The organism is Thermodesulfatator autotrophicus, from assembly GCF_001642325.1.
GTDB classification, from domain to species: Bacteria; Desulfobacterota; Thermodesulfobacteria; order Thermodesulfobacteriales; family Thermodesulfatatoraceae; genus Thermodesulfatator; species Thermodesulfatator autotrophicus.
Window position 1 is genome coordinate 1 of the sequence record NZ_LSFI01000070.1, and the last position, 9,353, is coordinate 9,353.

Consider the following 9,353-nt stretch of genomic DNA (forward strand, 5'->3'; position numbering starts at 1 on the left):
AGGGGCCCAGCAATAACAAAGAAGGGGCTAGCCATAATAGCCCCAAAAAATTTCATCTCTTTTGTGCTCCTAATCCTGGCGACAATATAGGAATCATTACAAACCACGAAGTGGCTAAGAAATCTTTGTTCAAGTGTTAGCGAAGGGGGCCGAGATCGCCACGGTGACTACCGGGAGCATGCCTAGCGATGACCCTCAGTAACATGAAAAATGCTCCCATTAATAATTTAAAAACAAGCTAGATTTTAGTTAGTGTTCAAAATTGAAAAGATTTAGAAACCAGACAATCATTGCTGGCTTAAAAACACACTTCCAAGGAGATTTCCGCTAAAAGTTTAGTTGTTTCCTTGCATAACGAAAGTGAGGGCAATCTCGGTCAAAATGTCTGATAATGAACATTATGTAAAATTAAGAAGTCAAGAAAAATTTTGACAGTATATGCTAAGAAAGCTAAAACTGTAAAATGAGACCTAAGGTTGCTTTGGCTGCTGGCAGTATAGGCGAAGCGTTCTTTAAAAGGTCTCGGTAACATAAGGTCCACTGGAGGCCTGATGGGAAAAGGCTCTGTTTTGATAATTGGCGGAGGCATTGCTGGTGTCCAGTCAGCCCTTGATTTAGCTGCCGGCGGCTTTCTGGTTTATCTCCTGGAAAGGAAGCCAGCCATTGGTGGGGTCATGTCTCAACTTGACAAGACCTTTCCCACCAATGATTGTTCCATGTGTATCCTTTCTCCCAAACTTGTTGAGGTAAGCCGTCACCCCAATATAAAGCTCCTTACACTCTCTGAGCCAATTTCTTTAAGTGGCACTCCAGGAGACTTTACCGTCAGGATAAGGCGTTATCCGCGTTATATAGATGAAGAAAAATGCATGGCCTGTGGTGAATGCACCAATAAGTGCCCTAAGAAAGTCCCCAACGAATTTGACCAGGGGCTATCTTCGCGAAAGGCCATTTATTTGATGTATCCTCAGGCCGTCCCCCTTAAATATGCCATTGATCCTGAAAATTGTATCTGGCTCAACAAACCCGGCCGCTGTGGCTTCTGCGCCAAAGTATGTCCATCAGGGGCCATAAATTTTGAACAGAAAATAGAAGAATTAGAACTAAAAGTGGGAGCAATTCTTGTAGCCTCTGGCTTTGAGACTTTTGACCCTTCTTTCCTTCACACTCTCGGCTATAGGAGGCTTCCCCAGGTCATCACTTCCCTTGAGTTTGAAAGACTTCTTTCGGCCTCAGGGCCTACCAGAGGGGAATTACGGCACCCTTTTGACGGAAAACCATTTAAAAAAATAGCCTGGCTACAATGTGTAGGTTCAAGGGATATTAGCCGTGCTAAAGTCCCCTATTGTTCTTCGGTGTGTTGTATGTACGCCTTAAAACAGGCGGTTATAGCCAAAGAACACGCCAGGGGGCCACTTGAAACGGCTATTTTTTATATGGATATGCGCACCATGGGCAAAGGCTTTGAGGCCTATCTAGAAAGAGCCAAAGAAGAAGGCGTGCGCCTGGTGCGCTCACGTATTCATAGTGTGTTGCCTTATGGAGATAAAGCTCTTCTTCATTACTTTGATGAAAGTTGCCAATTTAACGACGAATCTTTTGACCTGGTTGTTCTTTCCGTAGGGCTTAAGCCTCACTCTTCTATAGCTAGTTTAAGTGAAATCATAAAATGTCCTCTAGATGATTTTGGGTTTTTAAAAAGCCGTTTACAGGAAAACAAGCCCGGGGTCTTTGTTTGTGGTGTAGCCTCTGGGCCTAAAGATATTCCAGAAACAGTTACAGAAGCAAGTGCTGCGGCGGCAAGAGTCCAGGAAATTCTTGCCTCAGCAAGGCACACAGAAACCAAACACAAGACCTATCCTCCTGAAAGATTTGTCTTTCCCGAAGAGCCGCGTATCGGAGTGTTTGTCTGCCATTGTGGTATGAACATAGCTGGCGTTATAGACGTAAAAGAAGTAACAGCCTTTGCCGCCACCCTGCCAGATGTGGTCTTTGCCAGTGATAACCTTTTTACCTGCGCCGAAGACACCATAAAGAAAATAGTAGCCACGATAAAAGAGAAAAAATTGAACCGTGTGGTGGTGGCGGCCTGTACTCCCAGAACTCATGAGCCCATTTTTCAGGAAAGTTTGCGGGAAGCAGGTCTTAACCCCTATCTTTTTGAAATGGCCAATATTCGTGACCAGGCTTCCTGGGTACACCCAGAAGAACCTAAAAAGGCTACAAAAAAGGCCAAAGACCTGGTTCTCATGGCAGTAAACAGGGTGCGCCTAAAGCGCCCTGTTTCTATTTCCTGGCATGAGGTAGAAAAAAGGGCTTTAGTCATTGGAGGAGGGCTTGCCGGCCTTACGGCCTCTTTGTCTTTAGCGGCGCAGGGTTTTCCCACCGTGTTGGTAGATAAAGAGAAAGAACTTGGCGGTTTTGCCAGGATAGTAAAACGCCACTTGGAAGATTCTTCTCTTCCTGAACTGGCCCAAACCCTTGTTAAAGAGGTAAAAGACCACCCTTTGATAGAAATAAAGAAGGAAACCAGAGTGGAAGACGTGAGTGGTTCTGTTGGGCAGTTTCAGACGAAACTTTCAACCCGTGAAAATATTAAGCACGGGGTAACCATTATCGCCACTGGAGCTAAGCCCTATTTCCCTCAAGGCCCTTATGCTTTTGGCTACGGGGATTCTCCTCAGGTTAAACTTAATTTTGAACTTGATACTTTGATGGCCAACCAGCCTGAAGAAATAAAGAATTATCGGGAAGTAGTTTTTATCCAGTGTGTTGGCTCCAGAACTCCAGAAAATCCTTATTGTAGCCGGGTATGTTGCACCCGAACCATGGAACAAATCCTTGCCTTAAAGGAGATAAATCCCGGGCTAAAAATATTCGTTCTTTACCGTGACATCAGGACTTACGGAAAAAAAGAAATCCTTTACCTTAGGGCCAGAGAAAAAGGGGCGATTTTTATAAGATATGACTTAAACGATCTCCCTCAAGTACAAGCCAAACAAGGCCTTTCTGTAAAAGTGTTTGAGCCTGTGCTTGACAAAGAGCTTATTTTAAACCCAGACATTTTGATTTTGGCTACGGCCATTGTGCCAGACAAAGAAAGCCAGGAACTTGCCAAGTTTTACAAATGTGCCCTGAGCCAGGAAGGCTTTATGCTTGAGGCCCACCAGAAATTGCGTCCGGTTGATTTTGCTACGGAAGGCGTTTTTATGGCCGGACTTTGTCATTATCCCAAGCCTGCTGAAGAAAGCATGGCTCAAGGGCTGGCCGCGGCGGCAAGAGCTGCGACTATCCTTGCCAAAGAAAAACTTCCCTCTTCGGCCCTGGTAGCTGAAAGTGACCCGAGGAAATGTTCTGCCTGCGGGCAATGCGAAAAGGTCTGTCCCTATCACGCGATAACGTTAGCAGAGCTAAAGCCCTTTGGGCTGGTTTCCCAGATAAACCCTTCCATCTGCAAAGGTTGTGGAAACTGTTTGTCTTCCTGCCGCTCAGGCGCTATAAAATTAAAAAACCTTGATGAAGAAATCATCCTGGCAAGCCTTGAAGGGGCCTTTGGAAGATTGTGGTATTAAGGAGACTAAATGTCAACTTTTGAGCCAAAAATTGTGGCTTTTCTCTGTAACTGGTGTAGTTATGCCGGGGCAGACCTGGCTGGAGTTTCACGTCGGCCTTACCCCCCTTCTTTGAGGATTGTGCGAGTCCCCTGTTCAAGCAGGGTTACACCGGCCATGATCCTTTCAGCGCTCAAGGCCGGGGCGGATGGAGTCCTGGTATCAGGTTGTCACCCTGGAGACTGCCATTATCTTACGGGAAACCTTTTTGCTCGCAGGCGTTTTTTTATGTTGCGGAAGCTGCTGGAATTTGTTGGCCTTGAACCAGAAAGAATTGCCTTTGCCTGGATTTCAGCCTCTGAGGGAGACTTTTTTGCCGAGGTGGTCAAGGAGTTTACTGACAAACTTCGCCAGATAGGGCCAAATTTAAAATTTAGAAAAGTATTAAGGAGAGAGCCTTTTGAATTCCCTTACCTTTAAATTAAGAGAAAAGGCCCGCCAGATACTTAAAGAAGGACAGGCTGAGGCTATTTTGGCCTTTACTGAAGGTCCAACACCTTTTAAGCCAAGATTGGCTTTAATAAAATCTCCTGAAGAAGCCGAACGGATTGTGTGGCCAGGCTTTTCCGGGTTAAATCCTTTGACACTCTGGCCCAAAATAAAGGACATAAAAACAGCTATTTTTGCTACTGGTTGTATCTCGCGAACCCTGGCTGTACTAATCAAGGAAAAGCAACTTGAAAGGGAAGAGATATACGTAGTGGGGGTACCCTGCCCTGGCCTCTTAGACCCCCAAAAAATTCCTGACAAACCGGAAATAAAGAAAATAGACGAAAAAGAAGAAAAAATATTCTTTGAAACCCAAAAAGAGACAAAGGTATTTTTAAGAAGGGAATTATTAAGGGAGACCTGCCTTTCCTGCAGGCACCCCTCCCCTACCCTTTACGACGAGATACTTGAAGGTGAATCCCTTACTCCTTCTAAAATACCTTTTTCTCGCGTGGAAGAACTTGAAAAACTAAGCTCAGAGGAACGGGCTTACTGGTTTTTCGAAAAGATTGTTTCTCCCTGTATTCGTTGTTACGCCTGTCGTAACGCCTGCCCTCTTTGCTACTGTCCTCAATGCTTTGTAGATGATTCAAGGCCTCAGTGGGTAGGAAAGACCAGGGACCCAATAGACAACCTTCTCTATCACCTGGTAAGGGCCTTTCACCTGGCCGGGCGATGTGTGAACTGCGGCTCCTGTGAGGCGGCCTGTCCTTTGGGGCTTCCTCTACAAGTTTTAAATCAAAAGCTTATAAAAGAGGCCTTTGAAAACTTTACCTACGAAGCAGGGCTTGACCTGGAAAGCCCGCTTCTTTTTGATACTTACGATGAAAAAGACCCTGATGATTTTATTGTTACAGCCAAGAGAAAAACAGGAGGCTAAATGCGCTGGGTTTTGCCGCGTAAGGATCTTGAATCCTGGCTTGTTTTTTTAAACAGAGACGAAAACCTCATCGTCCCTGACGGGTCTCAAGGTTTTCTTAAGTATCAGGGGAAGGTCTTTCTTGAAGGCAAACCCAGGCTTTCAATCAAAGAGTTTTTCCTGCCCTGGCGGGAGCCCCTTCTTTCTTTTGAAGCCATCCCGGGAGTGATTCCTACTCCCTGCCTTCCCACAGGTAAAAAAATAATCTTTGGTGTCTTGCCCTGTGACGCCAAAGCCATAACCTTAATAGCCAGGGTTTACGAAAAAGACCTTCACTTTCAGGAAAGGCTAAGAAATACCGTTCTCATTGGCGTTATCAGAAAAAAAGAGGAATCCTGCTTTTGTACGGCCATGGGAGTTGACCCTTTTAAAGGAGAGGGCCTTGATATACTGGTTTTACCAAAAGATGATATCTTGCTTATTGAGCCCCTCACCCCTCGCGGAAAAGAGTTACTTCCTGAAGGAGCCAGAGAGGCCTCTACAGAAGAAGAAAATCTTTACAATGAGGCCATGGAGAGTTTTAGAAAAACAGCCTTTGTTTCTCCCTTGTGGGAAAAACTCAAAAAAACAGAGCTTTTACCCCTTTACGAGGCTCCTTTTTGGGAAGAACTTTCTTTTCCCTGCCTTAACTGTGGGGTCTGCACTTACCTTTGCCCCACCTGTTATTGTTTTGACGTGCAAGACGAAGTAGTTGGTGCTAAGGGGATAAGGGTTAGGCTCCCTGACTCCTGTATGTTTTTACTTTACAGCCAGCATGCCTCTGGACATAACCCCCGTAAAACCCCTTTAGCCCGCTTCAGGAACCGTTTCATGCACAAGTTTAAGTATTATTTAGATGAATATGGCGAACCACTCTGTGTGGGCTGTGGACGCTGTAATGACGCCTGTCCGGCAGGGATTAATTTATGGGACATTTTAAAGGCCATGGGAGAAGTTTAATGTATCCACTGCCTGCCAGGATTGAAAAAATCGCAGTAGAAACTGAAGACGGCCTTATAAAAAGCTTTTATCTCAAATTGCTTGATAAAGCTAAAAGTTTTGAACGGTATAGGCCAGGACAATTTGCCATGCTTTCGGTGCCAGGAAAGGGTGAATGCCCCATAGGTATTGCTTCGGCCCCTGGCGAAAAATATTTGCTTTTTAGTGTTTATCGCACAGGTCTTGTAACTGATGCGCTTCACCGTTTACCTGAAGGTACTATAATTGGCTTACGAGGTCCTTTAGGGAATGGATATCCCCTGGAAAGATTCAAGGGCAAAAATATTGTTTTGATTGCCGGAGGCTTTGCCATAACTACTCTTCGGGCCACGCTGGTATATCTTTTAAATAATCAGGCGGATTATGGTGAGATAACCTTGATTTACGGAGCCAGAAATCCAGGCCTTTTGTTATACAAAGAAGAGCTCAAGTCCTGGCAGGAGCGAAAAGACCTCAAAATCTACTTAACCATTGACAGAGAAGCCCCTCACTGGGAGGGCCTGGTAGGCTTTGTGCCCCAGATCACAGAGAAGGTAGCTCCCCAGGGAAAAAATGCCGTGGCCTTAGTGTGTGGCCCTCCAGTGATGATAAAGTTTACCCTGCCGATACTTGAAAAACTTGGATTCAGGCCGGAGGATATATATCTCTCACTCGAAAACCGCATGCGTTGCGGCCTCGGCCTGTGCCGGCACTGCAATGTTGGGCCGGCTCTGGTTTGTAAAGATGGCCCTGTCTTTTCTCTGGCTGAAATTAAGCGCTTGCCACCTGAATACTAGCTTCAGGAACCTCTCTGAAATATCTCGCTGTTTCTTTATCTATCTTCATTATGTGTTCACAAAGCCAGTAACTTAGAAAAGCGAATAAATCCAAAATATTTCGTCTTTCGCTTTGTCCTTCGTGGTAGTCATCAAGCACCCCGCGAAATTCCTGCACTTTATCAATAAAATAACGATGTTGCTTAAGGTGACGCTCCCTTAATTCCTGGGGAAAATCAGGGGTTATTTTCATGAAATGTTCTTCGGTGCCAAAGTGCTCAACGGTGTATTGAGTTAGAAATTCAAGCACTTCGTAAATTTCTTCTTTTGGAGGACTGATACGCAAGAGCTGATGGAGGCGATTAAGGGTTTCAATGAGCTGTCGGTGCTGAGTGTCTATTTGAGAAACTCCAGTTAGAAATTCATCCTGCCATTTTATGAAAGACATAGGCCCTCCTTGTTTAGATTTTCTATGTAGCTTTTCGGCTAAAATATTTTTATTCTTAAAAAAATGAATCAAAAACTTCTTGCTAGGGACAAAAAAGAAACAATCAAAGCCTATTCTCTGGTGCTTTTAGCTCGTGGTATTGAACACGAAATAAGCCTTGGAGAAGACTGGCAAATATACGTATCAGCTAAAGATTTTGAAAAAGCTTTAGAAGAAATAAGGCTGTATCAGCAAGAAAACTCACGTCTTGAAACACACAGTGAAGGCCTGAACTCTATTGGAGTAGAAGCTATATTCTGGTCCCTTTGTGCCTTTGGAATTCTTTGTGTCTTTCTCTTAAAGGTTAAACCAGAACATCAACTATTTAGCTTAGGTATGGCTGATAACGTCAAGTTTTTAAACGGTGAGTGGTGGAGAGTTTTTACTTCCTTAACTTTACACAAAGACCCGGCCCATTTAGCTGGAAACTTATTGTTTACAGGTATTTTTCTCTTTTTGCTGCAAAGATATCTCTCTTTAGGGCTTTGCTGGCTTGGTCTGATTTTAGGAGGAGGGCTTGGCAACGCCTGGAACCTTTTCCTGCATAAAGAGCCCCATCTTTCAGTAGGTTTTTCTACTTCTACTTTTGCTTGTCTGGGGCTCCTTACGGCCTTTTTAGGAAAACAGAGGCGTCCTCGTCGTATTCTTGTTTCTTTGGGACTGGCTTTAGCTTTTTTGGGCTTTTTAGGTTCTGGGGGAAAAGGCGTAGATATAGGGGCTCACTTTTGGGGCTTAATAGCTGGCTTTTACCTCGGTTTTATCTGGAACACAGTTGCTGATGAAAAGTTAAACCAGAGTTTTAATTTGAGTGGCTTTATTGTGGCTTTTAGTTTGCTAATATTTTCCTGGATTTTTGCCTTTTTAAATCTTTGATTCTTATGGCCGAAATAAAGAAAAGAAAAATTCTATAGTCAAGGAGAACCTGCCATGAAAGAGGTTCTGGTGAATAGAAGTTTATCTTTTGAATCTGGCGAAAAGATTTGCAGGTTCAAAATATCTTTATCAAGAGAACGCCTGCTGCTTCTGGCACTTTTAGCTTCTATAGGTGGTTTTCTTTTTTGCATGAGCGAAGTGGTCTTAAGCATCTTTGGTAAAAGTGTTTGCACCTCAAGTGCCTGCTATGTGGTAGATGAATTTTCTGTGCTTCCACGGAGCACCCTTGCCGCTTTCGCAGCTATCTATTTTGGTATCATCTTCTTTCTGGTAAGGGCCTTTCTTAAGGGGGATCGCCTGGTGGTACCTTTTCTTACGGTGACGGCTTCGGTAGCACTTGCTGGAGAAATGGTCCTTCTTTCGCGCCAGGCCTGGGATTACCATTTACATTGTCCCTTTTGCGTTACGGTGGGAATTTTTATTCTACTTACAGCTGTGCCTGTTCTTTTACGCTTTTTGAGGATAAGCGTAATCCTTGCAGTAATAGCCGTAAGCTGGGCTTTTGCTTTAACCCCGCTTTCTATTACCCCTCTAAGTGAAGCTTCGGTGCAAAGGATTTATCGGGGAAACCCTGCTGAAAAATACATTCTCATATATTCTGATAATTGCCCTCACTGTCATCACATTATTGAGTTCTGCGAAAAGTTAGAAAACATTGACCTTTATCTCTGTCCTAAGGAAAAAGCCCTGGCTTTTATGCGAAGTCTGGATATTAAAGGCGTGCCTGTAATGATTGTTGATAGAAACGGAGAAAAGGAAATAATGATAGGAGAGAACTTGATTCTTAGTTATCTGAAAAAGACCGAAGAAAAAGAAGAAAACCCGATTCTTATGGTTCCCCAAACTCCCTCTAACCTGGAAAAATTTTTAGTTCCTGGAGGCATTTGTACTGAAGACAAAAAGTGTGATTAAAAGTTAAGTCAATCATGTATTCTTCCGATTAAATATTATCTCCTCTCATTGGAGGGAATAATGAAAAAACTCAGGATTATTGAACCCATGTTATTGTTTTTATTAAATTAATAGCTATTCCTATTCTTTCTGGGCTTTATATAAGATTTGATGATTTAAATATCTGACATAAATACAAGAATCAATTTTATTATGAAAACCGTCCTCTTTTTACCAGCTATGACGCCTTTTTCTTTGCCGCATAGTGTTTCGTCAACTGTGTCCGCAGG

At 43.7% G+C, this 9,353-nt stretch carries 8 protein-coding genes; 7 read left to right on the top strand and 1 reads right to left on the bottom strand.

Going from position 1 to position 9,353, the window contains the following annotated elements; all coding sequences use genetic code 11:
• Positions 1–551 precede the first annotated feature (551 nt).
• The 5 genes from TH606_RS10545 to TH606_RS10565 are packed head-to-tail and all read left to right on the top strand — an operon-like array spanning position 552 to position 6,773.
• Positions 552–3,572 carry an FAD-dependent oxidoreductase gene (locus tag TH606_RS10545; protein ID WP_068543827.1) on the top strand — a complete coding sequence of 1,007 codons (3,021 nt, stop codon included), beginning with the start codon at positions 552–554 and terminating at the stop codon, positions 3,570–3,572.
• A 9-nt stretch (positions 3,573–3,581) separates the two neighbouring features.
• Positions 3,582–4,031, top strand: coding sequence for a hydrogenase iron-sulfur subunit (locus TH606_RS10550; protein ID WP_068543829.1), 450 nt, complete (start codon positions 3,582–3,584; stop codon positions 4,029–4,031).
• Positions 4,012–4,980, top strand: coding sequence for a 4Fe-4S dicluster domain-containing protein (locus TH606_RS10555; protein WP_068543832.1), 969 nt, complete (start codon positions 4,012–4,014; stop codon positions 4,978–4,980). The genes TH606_RS10550 and TH606_RS10555 overlap by 20 nt, the downstream gene beginning before the upstream one ends.
• The gene (locus tag TH606_RS11440; RefSeq protein WP_082863631.1) at positions 4,981–5,958 is read left to right on the top strand and encodes a 4Fe-4S dicluster domain-containing protein; all 978 of its coding nucleotides are present in this window, start codon (positions 4,981–4,983) and stop codon (positions 5,956–5,958) included.
• Positions 5,958–6,773 (top strand): FAD/NAD(P)-binding protein, encoded by an 816-nt coding sequence (locus tag TH606_RS10565; RefSeq protein ID WP_082863632.1) that lies wholly within the window; start codon positions 5,958–5,960, stop codon positions 6,771–6,773. The genes TH606_RS11440 and TH606_RS10565 overlap by 1 nt, the downstream gene beginning before the upstream one ends.
• On the opposite strand, the gene TH606_RS10570 is transcribed toward TH606_RS10565, so the two are convergent.
• A complete protein-coding gene (locus TH606_RS10570) occupies positions 6,748–7,200 on the bottom strand; it encodes a bacteriohemerythrin (RefSeq protein ID WP_068543840.1) in 453 nt (150 codons plus the stop codon). The two genes, TH606_RS10565 and TH606_RS10570, sit on opposite strands and share 26 nt — an antisense overlap.
• A gap of 63 nt (positions 7,201–7,263) precedes the next feature.
• On the opposite strand from TH606_RS10570, the gene TH606_RS10575 reads away from it, so the two are divergent.
• Both TH606_RS10575 and TH606_RS10580 read left to right on the top strand, forming a co-directional pair.
• Positions 7,264–8,112: a rhomboid family intramembrane serine protease gene (locus tag TH606_RS10575; RefSeq protein WP_068543842.1), complete on the top strand. Its 849-nt coding sequence runs from the start codon at positions 7,264–7,266 to the stop codon at positions 8,110–8,112.
• Positions 8,113–8,166: 54 nt separating this feature from the next.
• Complete coding sequence (locus tag TH606_RS10580; protein ID WP_068543845.1) at positions 8,167–9,084, top strand: hypothetical protein; 918 nt, start codon at positions 8,167–8,169, stop codon at positions 9,082–9,084.
• The last annotated feature ends 269 nt before the right edge of the window (positions 9,085–9,353 follow it).